Annotated in this window: 11 protein-coding genes; 6 read left to right on the forward strand and 5 right to left on the reverse strand. The window is 60.8% G+C overall.

All coding sequences use genetic code 11. The features are described from left to right. Positions 1-72: 72 nt before the first annotated feature. Positions 73-2,010 carry a bifunctional 5-dehydro-2-deoxygluconokinase/5-dehydro-2-deoxyphosphogluconate aldolase gene (locus ACVWXD_RS12645; RefSeq protein ID WP_032885777.1) on the reverse strand — a complete coding sequence of 646 codons (1,938 nt, stop codon included), beginning with the start codon at positions 2,008-2,010 and terminating at the stop codon, positions 73-75. Here ACVWXD_RS12645 and ACVWXD_RS12650 point away from each other — a divergent pair. Both ACVWXD_RS12650 and ACVWXD_RS12655 read left to right on the forward strand, forming a co-directional pair. Beyond that, complete coding sequence (locus ACVWXD_RS12650; protein WP_143499427.1) at positions 2,009-2,212, forward strand: hypothetical protein; 204 nt, start codon at positions 2,009-2,011, stop codon at positions 2,210-2,212. The two genes, ACVWXD_RS12645 and ACVWXD_RS12650, sit on opposite strands and share 2 nt — an antisense overlap. 82 nt (positions 2,213-2,294) lie before the next feature. Beyond that, complete coding sequence (locus tag ACVWXD_RS12655) at positions 2,295-3,203, forward strand: MurR/RpiR family transcriptional regulator (RefSeq protein WP_032885775.1); 909 nt, start codon at positions 2,295-2,297, stop codon at positions 3,201-3,203. A 223-nt stretch (positions 3,204-3,426) separates the two neighbouring features. Here ACVWXD_RS12655 and ACVWXD_RS12660 read toward each other — a convergent pair whose 3' ends face one another. Next, positions 3,427-4,332, reverse strand: a complete 906-nt coding sequence (locus tag ACVWXD_RS12660; protein ID WP_032885773.1) for a hypothetical protein — start codon at positions 4,330-4,332, stop codon at positions 3,427-3,429. 313 nt (positions 4,333-4,645) lie between these two features. On the opposite strand from ACVWXD_RS12660, the gene ACVWXD_RS12665 reads away from it, so the two are divergent. Both ACVWXD_RS12665 and ACVWXD_RS12670 read left to right on the forward strand, forming a co-directional pair. Beyond that, the gene (locus tag ACVWXD_RS12665; RefSeq protein ID WP_010564812.1) at positions 4,646-5,329 is read left to right on the forward strand and encodes a response regulator transcription factor; all 684 of its coding nucleotides are present in this window, start codon (positions 4,646-4,648) and stop codon (positions 5,327-5,329) included. Beyond that, complete coding sequence (locus ACVWXD_RS12670) at positions 5,307-6,698, forward strand: sensor histidine kinase (RefSeq protein ID WP_457371081.1); 1,392 nt, start codon at positions 5,307-5,309, stop codon at positions 6,696-6,698. The genes ACVWXD_RS12665 and ACVWXD_RS12670 overlap by 23 nt, the downstream gene beginning before the upstream one ends. A gap of 1,133 nt (positions 6,699-7,831) precedes the next feature. On the opposite strand, the gene ACVWXD_RS12675 is transcribed toward ACVWXD_RS12670, so the two are convergent. Beyond that, positions 7,832-8,242 (reverse strand): SRPBCC family protein, encoded by a 411-nt coding sequence (locus ACVWXD_RS12675; protein WP_032885770.1) that lies wholly within the window; start codon positions 8,240-8,242, stop codon positions 7,832-7,834. Positions 8,243-8,482: 240 nt separating this feature from the next. On the opposite strand from ACVWXD_RS12675, the gene ACVWXD_RS12680 reads away from it, so the two are divergent. After that, the gene (locus ACVWXD_RS12680; RefSeq protein ID WP_457371082.1) at positions 8,483-10,645 is read left to right on the forward strand and encodes a TonB-dependent siderophore receptor; all 2,163 of its coding nucleotides are present in this window, start codon (positions 8,483-8,485) and stop codon (positions 10,643-10,645) included. Positions 10,646-10,648: 3 nt separating this feature from the next. Here the strand turns inward: ACVWXD_RS12680 and ACVWXD_RS12685 are convergent, their stop codons facing one another. Then, positions 10,649-11,086, reverse strand: a complete 438-nt coding sequence (locus ACVWXD_RS12685; protein WP_032885767.1) for a carboxymuconolactone decarboxylase family protein — start codon at positions 11,084-11,086, stop codon at positions 10,649-10,651. A 96-nt stretch (positions 11,087-11,182) separates the two neighbouring features. Continuing rightward, positions 11,183-11,653 carry an Lrp/AsnC family transcriptional regulator gene (locus ACVWXD_RS12690; protein WP_032885766.1) on the reverse strand — a complete coding sequence of 157 codons (471 nt, stop codon included), beginning with the start codon at positions 11,651-11,653 and terminating at the stop codon, positions 11,183-11,185. Between the two features lie 123 nt (positions 11,654-11,776). On the opposite strand from ACVWXD_RS12690, the gene ACVWXD_RS12695 reads away from it, so the two are divergent. Continuing rightward, positions 11,777-13,021, forward strand: coding sequence for a methionine gamma-lyase (locus tag ACVWXD_RS12695; protein WP_032885763.1), 1,245 nt, complete (start codon positions 11,777-11,779; stop codon positions 13,019-13,021). Positions 13,022-13,111 lie beyond the last annotated feature (90 nt).

Here is a 13,111-nt window from a genome sequence, read left to right on the forward strand (position 1 = left end):
ACCATCGGGGGCAAGTCGAATCGTCGCACCGCCCCTCCCACATTGGATTGCATTTCAAATTAGGAACTGGGTTTAGCCTCGGGCACTGCGCCAGGCGTTGATCAATTGCTCAAAGGTCGCCTGTACCTGCTGAATCAACGTCTCATCATCAATCTCCCCCGCCATCCACAAACGGCTCGGTTCCTGGAAGATCGTGCGGCCCACGGCAAACCCACGGCAGGTGGTGCTTTGGCTGGCTTGCTGGAAGCCGTCAGCGAGAAACTCAGCCGAGGCATTCAAGCCCAGCAACACCACGCCACGGCAGTACGGGTCACGCTCCTGGATCAGTTCATCGAGCTTTTTCCAGTCCTCGGCCGACTGCGCCTCGATTTTCCACCACGCCGGGTAGATGCCCAGGTTGTAAAGGCGCTTGAGGCTGCGGTAGAGCGCGTCCGGGTAGGTGGACGGGTGATCCTTGGGCGGGATGACTTCCAGCAGCAATTCATGGCCGCTGACCAGGGACGCCTCGTACACCGCCTTGAGCTGGGCTTCCTGTTCCAGGCGCAGCAAGGGTTCGTCATCCGGGTGGAATTGCACCAGGCACTTGATGATCTGTTCCTGAGGCCAGGCGATCAGGTTGCTGCCAATCGAACGGCCATGCTCGAAAGCCAAGGGCCGCGAGTTCTGCACTTCCACCGGGCGGGCGATCCACCAGCCACGACCGCTGGCGGCGTTGAGCGCGTCCTGACCAAAACGCTGGTCGGCCAACAACCCCACATCGGCGGCAACGCCCTGCTCGGCGAGCTTTTTTTCCACGCGTTCGATGGCCTGGATAAACAGCTGCTTGATATCGCTGATGCGTGCCGGATCCTGGCCACCTCTTTGCGCCAAGTCGACCAATTGCCAGCGGTGGTCGAAGGCGAAAATAAACAGTTGCTTCCATTGCTTGCGCGGCACGCTGACACGGTGCAGACGTTGCAGGGTCACGTCCTGGTCCGGCCGGGTGATCGGCACCGGGCTGTTGAACAGGTAATCAAGCTCGGCTGGCGTCGGCATGGCCGGAGCGCAAGCGTGGCGCGAGACCACCAGGCCGCCACAGGCATTGGCCAGTTGGCTGCAACGTTCGTCGCTGGCGTCATTGATCCAGCCGCTGAGAAAGCCCGACATAAATGCATCGCCGGCGCCCAGCACATTGAGCACTTCCACACGCACGCCAGGGTAGATCGCGCCGTCTTCCAAGCGCGCTGGAATCGCACCGTGGATGACCGTGCACCCCTGCGGTCCGAGCTTGACCACCAGCGTGGCGGGCGTAAGTTCGCGCACGGTGCGCAGCGCGGTGAGCAGGTCTTCGCTGCCGCCGGCGATCAGGAATTCTTCTTCGGTGCCGACGATCAGGTCGAAACGCGGCAGGATTTTCTGCACATGCTGGCTGACATTCTGGTCCGCGACAAAACGCGTCTCGCCATCTGCCTTGCCTGCCAGGCCCCACAGCACAGGGCGGTAGTCGATATCCAACACGCGCTTGACGTTGTGCTTGGCCGCATAGTCCAGCGCTTGGATGCTGGCCTTGTACACACCGTCGGTGGAGAAATGCGTGCCGGTAATCAGCAGCGCTTTGCTGGAGGCAATAAAGGCTTCGCTGATGTCTTCGGCGCGCAGGGCCATGTCGGCGCAGTTTTCGCGGTAGAACACCAACGGGAAGGTTTCGCGGTCCTTGAGGCCCAGCAGCACCAGGGCAGTGAGCCGTTCCGGGTCGACCTTGATGCCGCTGACATCACAGCCTTCGCGGGCCAGGGATTCCACCAGGAAGCGACCCATATGATCGTCACCCACGCGGCTCAGCATCGCCGACTTAAGGCCTAACCGCGCAGTGCCGAAGGCGATGTTGGCGGAGGAACCGCCGAGGTATTTGGCGAAGCTGGACACGTCCTCAAGCCGCGCACCTACTTGCTGTGCGTAGAGGTCGACGCCCAGGCGCCCGAGGCAAATCAGATCCAATTGACGCCCACTGGCAAAACGAGTCTGGCCCATGCTGGCTCCTGTTATTTTTATCAGCCTGCGTGGTGCCGCCGTGGTGACGGCTCACGCTCTTGGTGAGAGCAGACTAGAACGTTCAGCGGGCTCAATCAATATTTATTCCAGAATTATTTTTAGTGGAATATTTTTTCCAATAAGCCAGCATAATGGCACCCTAGCCCGCGTGCATCGTTTCAGCAGCCCACCGGGGCCGTGATGCCGGGGTATTTTTTTGCGCCTACCCTGTAGACTTGCGCCACCCATCAGCGCATCAGACGAACACGCCAGAAGGATTGCCCATGTCCCGCACCGATCCCGAGACCACCCTGGAAGCCCCTCTCGCCAGCCCTCCGGTCAATGCCGAACGCCTGTTGCAGCTGATCACCGACGAATATGAAAGCCTGCCTCGGCAACTCAAGCGCATTGCCAGCTACATGAGCCAACAGAGCGACCGCATCATGGTTGACCGCATCAGCGACATCGCCCGCGAATGCGAAGTGCATCCCTCGGCGATCGTGCGGTTTTCCCAGCGTTTCGGCTTCAGTGGGTTCAGCGAAATGCAGGCACTGTTTCGCGAGGCCTACACCCACAAGACCACGCCGGTACAGAACTACCAGCAGCGCATTCGCAGCATGATTGCCAACAAATCCCAGAAGGCCAGCGGCGGCGACCTGGCGCGCGAATGCGTCAACGCCACGCTGTCGGGTATTGAGCGTCTGGGGCTGGAGTTGGATGACGTCGCGTTCGACAAGGCCGTGGACCTGGTGGTCAATGCCGACAATATCTACGTGGTGGGTGTTCGCCGTTCGTTCGCGGTGGCCGATTACTTGGTCTACAACCTGCAGCACACCAACAAGCGCATCCATCTGATCTCGGGTCTGGGCGGCAGCTACCGCGAGCAGATGCGCAGCGTGCGCGCCAATGATCTGGTGATCGCCATCAGCTTCACGCCCTACGGCAAAGAGACCCAGCACTGCCTGCGCATTGCGCAACACCACCAGGCAAAGACCCTGATCATCACCGACAGCAACCTGTCGCCCCTGGCCAAGCGGGCGAACGCAGTGTTGTTGGTGAATGAAGGTTCGTCGTTTGCCTTCCGCTCATTGAGCGCGACCCTCTGCCTGTGCCAGGCGCTGTTTATTGCGGTGGCGTATCGGTTGGAGTTGAAGGTGGACGAAATTCACGAGCAAGTCGGGTTCGACGACTGACTATCAAACACCGCAAAGCAAATGTGGGAGGGGGCTTGCCCCCGATGGCGTTGGAACAGTCGATGTTGCTGTCGACTGACACTTCGCTATCGGGAGCAAGCCCCCTCCCACAATGGACCGAGCTGGGTCCGGATCAGTGCATGAAAATCGCGATCAGGATGATCACCGGGATCGGCACGCCGAGGAACCAAAGCAGTAATGAGCGCATGTTGTTCTCCTTGAATTAACGAACGTAGTTTTCGGTTTCGACGTACACCACGGCATCGCGACGACGACCACCAAAGGTCGCAGCGAAGCTGGCAAAGAACGCACCGATCAACAGGGCAACAAAGGTCCAAAGCGAGGTGTAAGCGGCGACCTTGGCGGCGGTATCAGCAGCCTGTTTGGCTTTGAGCTTGGCGTCTTCGACGGCTTTACGGGCATCGCCGTAAACCTTGTCGATACGCGCTTCGGCGTCGGCCTGGCTGAGGTTGGTGCGCTGGCTGATCAACTGGGCCAGGTAGGCACGGTCTTCAGCGGCCAGTTGGCCGTCGTTGCTCAGGGTGCGAGTGAAGATGCGGGCGACTACGCCGTGGGCCGCGTCATCGCTGACGGCAACTGGGCGGTCATCGCGAAATAGGCTGTCGACGTAATAGTCGAAGTCGCCGCCGTTCACGCCTTTAGCCGCACTGCCCGCCGCTTGAGTGATTCCGCTGGCAGCACCCGCCGCCACGCTGGCACCGGCTTTGACGCCACCGCTGACAACACTGCTGACCGAACCGACCACCAGCACTGCGGTAACCAACGTGGCTACCGCCCAGGCCAGGAAGCCATGGGCTGTGTCGCGAAAGTACACCTCGTCGCCATGCATCCCGGCCCACTTCACACGTAACCGGCCGGCGATATAGCCACCCAAGCCGGACGCAACGATCTGGGTAAACGCCAGCCAGACAATGGTGGAAATGCCAAGCCCCTTGGCACTGATACCGCTATCGGCCCACGGCGACACCGCCGAAAAGCCCAGGCCGAAACCCAGCAGTACCAAAATCAGCGACAGCGCAGCTGCCGCCGCGGCCCCTGCAAAAATAGCCCCCCAGGAAACCCCGGAGAGCGTGCTCGACTCTTGCAGCGTGGATGAGGATGTGATCATTGTTGTTTTGCTCCCGGCAGGAAAAATAGTGTTACAAGTCTCAAAAGGGACAGTGCAGGCACCATGCCAGCGAGTAATAAAATTAAAATCGTTAAAATTCAACACGTTAACTCGATTGAACTTAACCGAACCATGCAAGTTGCAAGATAGGGCTTTCACCAGCGGGCGTTATGCAAGCCCTGCCCCCCTTTATGAGCGCCAATCGTGGAAACAGGGTGAGGTTCAGAAACATGAAGTTTTATTTAGGAAGCGTTCAGCCATTTCTTGGCAAAATGCCCCCACTTCTAGTGTGAATCGCTCACCAGGTAATCCTATGACCCGCATTTTGACCATCGAGGATGACGCCGTAACGGCCCGCGAGATCGTCGCCGAGCTGAGTAGCCATGGACTGGACGTAGATTGGGTGGACAACGGCCGCGAAGGCCTGGTCCGCGCCGTGAGTGGTGATTACGATCTGATCACCCTCGACCGCATGCTGCCCGAACTCGATGGCCTGGCCATCGTCACCACCCTGCGCACCATTGGGGTGTCGACGCCGATCCTGATGATCAGCGCCCTCTCCGATGTCGACGAACGCGTACGCGGCCTGCGCGCCGGGGGTGATGACTACCTGACCAAGCCGTTCGCCTCCGATGAAATGGCCGCCCGCGTCGAAGTGCTGCTGCGCCGCAAAAGCACGGTCAAGGAGTTCGAGACCGCCCTGCGCGTGGCCGACCTGGAACTCAACCTGATCAGCCGCGAAGCCAGTCGCGCCGATCAGCCCCTGAGCCTGTTGCCCACCGAATACAAACTGCTGGAATTTTTGATGCGCAACACCGGGCAGATCCTGTCGCGGATGATGATCTTCGAGGAAGTCTGGGGCTATCACTTTGACCCAGGCACCAACCTGATCGACGTGCACATCGGCCGCCTGCGCAAGAAAATCGATCCACCGGGCCTCACGCCGCTGATCCGCACGGTACGAGGTTCCGGTTATGTCATTGCTGAACCCCTCTAAGGGCTGGCGTTCTTCCAGTAGCCGTCTGCTGGCGCTGTACAGTTCGCTGTTCGTGGCCTGGAGTTGCATCCTCATGGGGGTGCTGTATTACGAAGTCTCCGGTTACCTGAGCGACCTCTCGCGCCACTCGCTGATGCAGCGCCAGCACCTGTTCCAGCGTTTCGACGGTGAAGAACTGGTGGAAGCGCTGACCACCAGCATGACCTTCGACATGAAGGGCGTGGACGCCTACGGCCTGTTCGACGAACAATTTCGACCCTTGAGCGGGCCGATCCGCGCGATACCACCCGACTTGCCCCTGGACGGCAAGATCCACACCCTGACCAATTGCGTCGACTCCGACGATCCCAAACTGCCCAAGGACAGCTGCGACGCCGTCGCCACCCACACCGACGAAGGCCGCTGGCTGGTGCTGGTGCGCGCCAACGGTTCGCTGTTTGGTGTGACGCGGATCATCTGGCATGCATTGCTGTGGGCATTGTCCCTGACGATCATCCCCGGCGCTGCCGGCTGGCATTTGCTGCGCCGCCGTCCGTTACGGCGGATTCGCGGGATCCAGGCCAGCGCCGAAGCCATCGTCGCCGGCGACCTCACGCACCGCTTGCCATTGTCCAACCGCCGTGACGAACTGGACATGCTCGCGGCCATCGTCAACGCCATGCTCGACCGCATCGAGAAGCTGATGAACGAGGTCAAGGGTGTGTGCGACAACATTGCCCACGACCTGCGCACCCCGCTCACCCGCCTGCGCGCGCAGTTGTACCGCATCAAGCAGCAGGCCGAAGCCGATTCGGCGCATGCGTTGCAACTGGACGACGCCATCGCCGAAACCGACACCCTGATGGCGCGTTTTCGCGGGCTATTGCGTATCTCGGAGCTTGAAGACCACCAGCGCCGCTCAGGCTTTCTGGTGATGGACCCACTGCCGCTGCTGCGCGAGTTACACGACTTCTACCTGCCCCTGGCCGAAGAAGGCGAACTGCATCTAGTGCTCGACACCCCGGAATCCTTGCCGTGGATCACCGGCGACCGCGCACTGCTGTTCGAAGCCCTGGCCAACCTGCTGAGCAACTCAATCAAATTCTCCCCTGCGGGAGGCGAAGTGATTTTGCGCGCGGTCAACGATGGCGGCAGCACGCGCATCGAAGTGCACGACTCCGGGCCGGGCATACCGGCGGCAGAACGCAAAGCAGTGTTCCAACGGTTTTATCGCGTGGATGAGAGCGACCAACAAGGTGGGTTCGGGTTGGGCTTGTCGATTGTGGCGGCGATCATCAACTTGCATGGGTTCAAGTTGGAAGTAGGCAGCAGTGCAAGCGGGGGCGCGCGTTTGGTATTGGAGTGCCGCCAACAGCTTATGCCCGAATAGCCTTAACCGAGTGAATGTGCGTGTTGTGGTGCGCCATTCATTATTCTGCTGTACCCGTTATCTTGCTGTACCAGCTATCCCGTGGTGCCAGTTGTCTGCGGTGACAGCTATCTGTGGTGACAGTTGTCTGTAGTACCAGTTGCCTGCAGTGACAGTTATCTGTGGTGAGCGGGCCTGCCCCGCGCTGGGTGGCGAAGCCGCCCCAAACCAGGCGACCCGGACGCTGCCTGACACTACGCGGTGCGCTTATTGGGGCCGCTTCGCAGCCCGGCGCGGGGCAAGCCCGCTCACTACAGAAGCACGCTCATGAGGTCAGAAATTCGCCCGCAGCGCCTCAACCCCGCCCTTGTAAACCCCGGCAAATTGTAGTGCCAGTTGTCTGTGATGACAGTTATCTATGGCGACAGTTATCTGTGGTGACAGTTGTCTGTAGTGACAGTTATCTGTGGTGAGCGGGCTTGCCCCGCGCTGGGTGGCGAAGCCGCCCCAAACCAGGCGACCCGGGCGCTGCCTGATACTACGCGGTGCGCTTATTGGGGGCCGCTTCGCAGCCCGGCGCGGGGCAAGCCCGCTCACTACAGAAGCCCGCTCATGAAGTCAGAAATTCGCCCGCAGCGCCTCAACACCGCCCTTGTAAACCCCGGCAAATTGTAGTGCCAGTTGTCTGTGATGACAGTTATCTATGGCGACAGTTATCTGTGGTGACAGTTGTCTGTAGTGACAGTTATCTGTGGTGAGCGGGCTTGCCCCGCGCTGGGTGGCGAAGCCGCCCCAAACCAGGCGACCCGGACGCTGCCTGATACTACGCGGTGCGCTTATTGGGGCCGCTTCGCAGCCCGGCGCGGGGCAAGCCCGCTCGCTACAGAAGCGCGCTCATGAGGTCAGAAATTCGCCCGCAGCGCCTCAACCCCGCCCTTGTAAACCCCGGCAAATTGGAGTGCCAGTTGTCTGTGGTGAAAGTTATCTGTAGTGACAGTTATCTGTGGTGAGCGGGCTTGCCCCGCGCTGGGTGGCGAAGCCGCCCCAAACCAGGCGACCCGGGCGCTGCCTGATACTACGCGGTGCGCTTATTGGGGCCGCTTCGCAGCCCGGCGCGGGGCAAGCCCGCTCACTACAGAAGCACGCTCATGAGGTCAGAAATTCGCCCGCAGCGCCTCAACCCCGCCCTTGTAAACCCCAGCAAATAACTCTTCGACCGCAGCATCCGTGGTGCCCGCCGCCGGCGTGAATACGCCCGACCAGGTTACCTTCGCCGACGATTCGCTCAGCGCTTCAACCTGCAACGTCGCCAGGTACGCAGTCACAGGAAATGACGATTCCTCGATGGTGTAGCTGTAGGTGCGCGCCACGTTATCAAAGGTCTGCAAACGTTCTACGATCACACCACCGTCGCCAGTGGTCAGGTGACGCAAGCGGCCGCCTTCGCCTGGCTCGCTCTTGGCGATCAGCGGCAACCAGTCCGGCAGGCTGTTGAAGCCGCCAACCAATTGCCAGACCGTGTCGGCCGATACCGGGATTTCAATCACTGCAGATGCTGTTGCCACGGTAAATCTCCAAGTCGTAGGAAAACGTCGTCCAGACTGCCACGCCACGCGCCTCAATGCATCAACTCCCTCAAGCAGCGGCGAACACAACACCTTTAGGCGTTCTTGCTGAAATCTAATCCCTAAGCCGGCTTCCACCGTTGCGGGTGAGGTGAAAGAACCATTCTCGATAACTTGTAAAACCGCGCCGTAATGCCTAGCTTATGCGCCCCCCGCCCTGCGCTTTAAGGCCCTGCTCCCATGGTTTTGCGTTTTCGTCCCGTCGTTAGTTCACGTTTCGCCCTCGGCCTGTTGCTCAGCGGCGGTATTGGCAACAGCCTCGCGGCAGAGATCGAACTGCCGGCCGTGAAGGTTCAGGGCCAGGATGAGTCCGGTTATCGCGCCGATACCGCCTCGGTCGGCGGCTTCACTGAAGCACCGCTGCTGGAAACCCCGGCCTCGATCAGCGTGTTCAACGCCGACCTGATCAAGGACCAGCAAGCGCGACTGCTCAGTGAGGTGCTGCGCAACGACGCCTCGGTAGGCGACAGCTATGCGCCCATCGGCTACTACGAAAATTTCGTGGTGCGCGGCTTCTCGCTGAATGCGGCAAGCAGTTACAAGATCAACGGGCGCACCATCACCGGCGAACAGAACGTGGCCCTGGAAAACAAGCAACAGGTCGAAGTGCTCAAGGGCCTGGCCGGCCTGCAAAGCGGGATTTCCGAGCCCAGCGGCGTGATCAACTACGTGACCAAGCGCCCTGAGGATGTGCGTTCGGTAACGGTGTCCACCGATGACCGCGGCAGTGGCTATATCGCCACCGACGTCGGCAGCTGGTTTGGCAGCGAGCAGCAATTCGGGCTGCGCGCCAACGTCGCCCATGAAGACCTCAATTCCTACGTGGAGCATGCCAACGGCCAGCGCGACTTTGTGTCCCTGGCCTTCGACTGGAACATCAGCCCCGACGCGGTGCTGCAACTGGACGCGGAATACCAGAACAAGCAACAACGCTCGGTACCGGGCTACCAGTTGCTGGGCGGCACTGAGGTGCCCCACGACGCCTCGCCAAAAAAACTGCTGGGCCACCAGAGCGGCTCCAAGCAAGTCGGCATCGACTCGTTGAACCTCAACGGCAGGTTTGAATACCGCTTCAGCGACCAGTGGAAAGGCAGCGTCAGCGCCGCGCGCAGCAAGGTGGTGATCGATGATTACAGCTCGTTCGCCTGGGGTTGCTATGGCTCGACCAGTTGCACCTCAAGCGTGCCGAACACGTTCAGCCCCGAGGGAAACTACGACGTCTACGACTACCGCAGCCCCGACGACACCCGCCGCGACGACGAAGTGCAGGCGGCCATGACCGGGTTGTTCGACACTGCAGGCATCGGCCATGAGCTGACCTTTGGCACCAGCGCGTTCCGTCGGGTGATCGACAAGCGCAACCCGGTCAACGAGTACATCGGCACCAGCAACATCGACGAAGACACGCCGACGTTCACCCCCACCGACAAACCGCTGAATCCAAGCCACCGCAACCTCGACAGCCGCCAATACGGCGTGTTCGTCACCGACCGCATCCGTTTCAATGAGCAATGGCAAACCATCCTCGGTGGCCGCGAAGTGCGCCTGGATGAAAAAGCCTTCGACGCTGTCAGCGGCGACCAGACACGCCATACCCAGCAATACGTGTTCCTGCCCCAGGCTTCGCTGATCTACACACCCATTGAAAACCTCTCGCTATACACCAGCTACAGCAAAGGCCTGTCCCTGGGCGGCACCGCGCCGTTGTTCGCCACCAACGCTGCTGAAACCCTGGCACCCACCACCTCACGCCAGATCGAAGCCGGGGTGAAATACGACTGGCGCCGCATCAGCTTCGCCGCTGCCGTGTTCCAGACCCGCCAGGCCTACCAGTACGCAAAGCCCGGTGCTGCCGGCGACTTCACCTATGTGCAGCAGGGCGAGCAGAAAAACACCGGATTAGAACTCTCGGCCAACGGCTGGGCCACTGAACGCCTGCAAATCTCCACCAGCGTGGCGGCGATTCGCGCACGGGTGACCGGCAGCGGCACGCCGCAATACGAAGCGCATCAGGCGATCAACGTGCCGAAGCTGCGCGCCAGTGTCTACGCCGACTATGCGTTGCCGTGGGTGAATGGCTTGGCGGTGCTCGGCGGCGTGCAATACAGCGCCAAGAAGTACGCCAACCGCAGCGGCAATGTGGAGGTGGGAGATTATGCGGTGGTCAACGTCGGCAGCCGCTACACCACCAAGGTCGACGGCTACGAGACGGTGTTCCGCCTGAGCGTCGACAACCTGTTCGACAAGCGCTACTGGCGCGACGCGGGTGAGTACATGGGCGATGACTATCTCTTCCAAGGCGCGCCACTGACGGCGCGCCTGAGTGCCTCAGTCAACTTCTGACGCTTACTTGGGCATCTTGCGAAAACCCACCGCCAGACGGTTCCAGCTGTTGATGGTCGCGATCGCCACGCTCAGGTCGATCTGCTCTTGGGCGCTGAATTCAGCGGCCAGCACGTTGAAGTCTTCGTCCGGAGCGTGGGTCTGGCTGATCAGCGTCAGGCTTTCAGCCCAGGCCAGCGCCGCACGTTCACGGGGGGTGAAGAACGGCGTTTCACGCCAGGCTGACAGGGTGTACAGGCGACGCTCGGTTTCGCCGCCCTTGCGGGCATCGGCGGTGTGCATGTCCAGGCAGAAGGCGCAGCCGTTGATCTGCGACACACGCAGGCGGATCAATTCCAGCAACGGCAACTCGATGGAGAGTTTGCCGACCGCCGCTTCAAGGGCAAGCATGGCTTTCATGGCGTCCGGGGAAGCGGTGTAGAAGTCGGTACGGGATTGCATGGTGGAACTCCAGAACGGTGGGATTGGTGGCTAGGTTAGTCACCGTCGCGGCCGTCAGGAATATCCAATTCCGGGGAAGATCAGGTAGCCAATGCATCAGCCCGGCAACGGAATCACCCGCAACGGCCGCACCGACTTATAAGAAAAACTCGAATAGATCTCTTTGACGCACGGCAGCGTCTGCAACACCTCCCGCGCAAACTCGCCAAACGACTCCAAATCCTTGGCGACCACTTCGAGCAAAAAGTCATAGCGCCCCGATACGTTATGACAGGCCACGATTTCCGGAATCTCCAACAACCGCTGCTCAAACGCCCGGGCGATATCCTGGGTGTGGCTTTCCATCATGATGCTGACAAACGCCGTCACCCCATACCCCAGCGCCTTGGGCGAAAGAATCGCCTGGTAACCGCTGATCACCCCGCTCTCCTCCAAGTGACGGACCCGACGCCAGCACGGTGACGTGGTCAGGGACACGCGTTCGGCGAGTTCGGCCACGGTTAAACGGGCATTGCCTTGCAGGGCGTTCAATAACGCTTTGTCGGTGCGGTCCAAGGTGACGGGCATGATTTGCCTCTGTTCATTATTTTTAGGGTTTTTTCATCCCTTAACGCGGGATTTGTCGGCAAAGTTTGGAAAATTCAGCCTTGGTTATGAGCATAGCATTGTAGGAAATAAGGAGCGCCCGACATGAACAATAAACATAATGCATTCGGCTTTTCTACCCGCGCCATCCACCACGGCTACGACCCCAAGGACCACCACGGCGCGCTCGTGCCGCCGACCTACCTGTCGGCCACGTTTGCGTTTCCCACTGCCGAATACGGCGCCGCCTGTTTTGCCGGCGAAGCCGACGGCCACTTCTATACACGCATTTCCAACCCGACTCTGGCGCTGCTGGAATCGCGCATGGCCACCCTGGAAAACGGCGAGGCGGCAGTGGCGTTCAGCTCCGGCATGGGCGCAATTGCCGCGACGTTCTGGACCCTGCTGCGGCCAGGCGATGAGGTGATCGTCAGCCAGACCCTCTACGGCTGCACCTTCGCTCTGCTGCACCACGGCATTGGTGAGTTCGGCATCAAGGTGCGCCACGTGGACCTCACCGACCTGGCCGCCCTGCGAGCGGCGCTCAGCCCTGCCACTCGTATGATCTACTGTGAAACCCCGGCCAACCCCACCCTGCAATTGGTGGACATCACAGCCGTGGCCGCCCTCGCCCATCAACAGCCAAACGTGACGGTGGTGATCGACAACACCTACTGCACGCCGTACCTGCAACGCCCGCTGGAACTGGGTGCCGATGTGGTGGTGCATTCGGCCACCAAGTACCTCAGCGGCCACGGCGACATCACCGCCGGCATCGCCGTCAGCAACCTGGCCACGGCCCAGCGCATTCGCCTGCAAGGCCTCAAGGACCTGACCGGCGCGGTGATGTCGCCCCAGGATGCGTCGCTGCTGATGCGCGGGCTCAAGACCCTGGCCCTGCGCATGGACCGCCACTGCAGCAACGCCCAGGCCGTGGCCGAAGCGTTGCAGGCGCACCCGGCGGTGGAGTGGGTCACGTATCCGGGGCTGCCCTCTTTCCCGCAATACGAACTGGCGGCGCGGCAAATGAGCCAGTCGGGCGGCATGATTGCTTTCGAGCTCAAGGGCGGGATCGATAGCGGTCGGCGCTTCATGAATGCCCTCAAGCTGTTCACCCGCGCGGTCAGCCTCGGCGACGCTGAATCCCTGGCCCAGCATCCGGCGAGCATGACCCATTCCACCTACACCCCGGAACAGCGCGCGCACCACGGCATCAGCGAAGGCCTGGTGCGTTTATCGGTCGGGCTTGAGGACGTTGCCGACCTGCTGGCGGATGTGCAGCAAGCACTGGCCACATGCACGCGCGCCTTGCCGCGCCGAACGCTGATGGCGGCGCATGCGGTGAGATGAGTTTGTTTTGCCCTGACGGCGGTCGGACAGGTCCGGCCGCCGTTGGCCGTGCTTAATCTGGTTTTTTTCCCAATTGGATCCCCATCCCGC

The organism is Pseudomonas sp. TE3911 (genome assembly GCF_054062775.1).

Excerpts from the sequence above, each read along its gene's own strand:
- ACVWXD_RS12685 (WP_032885767.1), bottom strand. The coding sequence starts at position 11,086 with ATGCAATCCCGTACCGACTTCTACACCGCTTCCCCGGACGCCATGAAA.
- ACVWXD_RS12690 (WP_032885766.1), bottom strand. The coding sequence starts at position 11,653 with ATGCCCGTCACCTTGGACCGCACCGACAAAGCGTTATTGAACGCCCTG.
- ACVWXD_RS12645 (WP_032885777.1), bottom strand. The coding sequence starts at position 2,010 with ATGGGCCAGACTCGTTTTGCCAGTGGGCGTCAATTGGATCTGATTTGC.
- ACVWXD_RS12665 (WP_010564812.1), top strand. The coding sequence starts at position 4,646 with ATGACCCGCATTTTGACCATCGAGGATGACGCCGTAACGGCCCGCGAG.
- ACVWXD_RS12695 (WP_032885763.1), top strand. The coding sequence starts at position 11,777 with ATGAACAATAAACATAATGCATTCGGCTTTTCTACCCGCGCCATCCAC.
- ACVWXD_RS12680 (WP_457371082.1), top strand. The coding sequence starts at position 8,483 with ATGGTTTTGCGTTTTCGTCCCGTCGTTAGTTCACGTTTCGCCCTCGGC.
- ACVWXD_RS12670 (WP_457371081.1), top strand. The coding sequence starts at position 5,307 with ATGTCATTGCTGAACCCCTCTAAGGGCTGGCGTTCTTCCAGTAGCCGT.
- ACVWXD_RS12655 (WP_032885775.1), top strand. The coding sequence starts at position 2,295 with ATGTCCCGCACCGATCCCGAGACCACCCTGGAAGCCCCTCTCGCCAGC.
- ACVWXD_RS12650 (WP_143499427.1), top strand. The coding sequence starts at position 2,009 with ATGCTGGCTCCTGTTATTTTTATCAGCCTGCGTGGTGCCGCCGTGGTG.
- ACVWXD_RS12660 (WP_032885773.1), bottom strand. The coding sequence starts at position 4,332 with ATGATCACATCCTCATCCACGCTGCAAGAGTCGAGCACGCTCTCCGGG.